Source organism: Variovorax sp. LG9.2, assembly GCF_035018885.1.
In the GTDB taxonomy this organism is placed as follows: domain Bacteria; phylum Pseudomonadota; class Gammaproteobacteria; order Burkholderiales; family Burkholderiaceae_C; genus Variovorax.
This window is the reverse complement of the sequence record NZ_JASJXB010000140.1, coordinates 1-227: the sequence shown is the minus strand read 5'-3', so window position 1 is coordinate 227 and position 227 is coordinate 1. Positions and strand designations below refer to the sequence as shown.

At 59.0% G+C, this 227-nt stretch carries 1 pseudogene; it reads right to left on the bottom strand.

From position 1 onward, the window contains the following. A pseudogene (locus tag QN413_RS27265) lies at positions 1-227 on the bottom strand (hypothetical protein); the annotation flags it as partial.

Sequence of the window (227 nt, the reverse complement as noted above, 5' to 3'; positions counted from 1 at the left end):
TACAAACAAGGTCGGGGCGGTTCACGCCGATTTTGGGGTGTTTTGCGATCCTCTGATTGCCTCAGAGCCCTGGGGACAGACTTGTTCTCAGGAACGCATGGCGTCAGGTTGTAGGCCGTCGTCGTCAGCACGAACAGGTGGTCCACGCGTTTGAGTCCACGCACCATCACCTGACGAATTCCGCCCACCGTCTTGGCCCAGCCAAAGCCCTGCTCGATGAGCTTGCG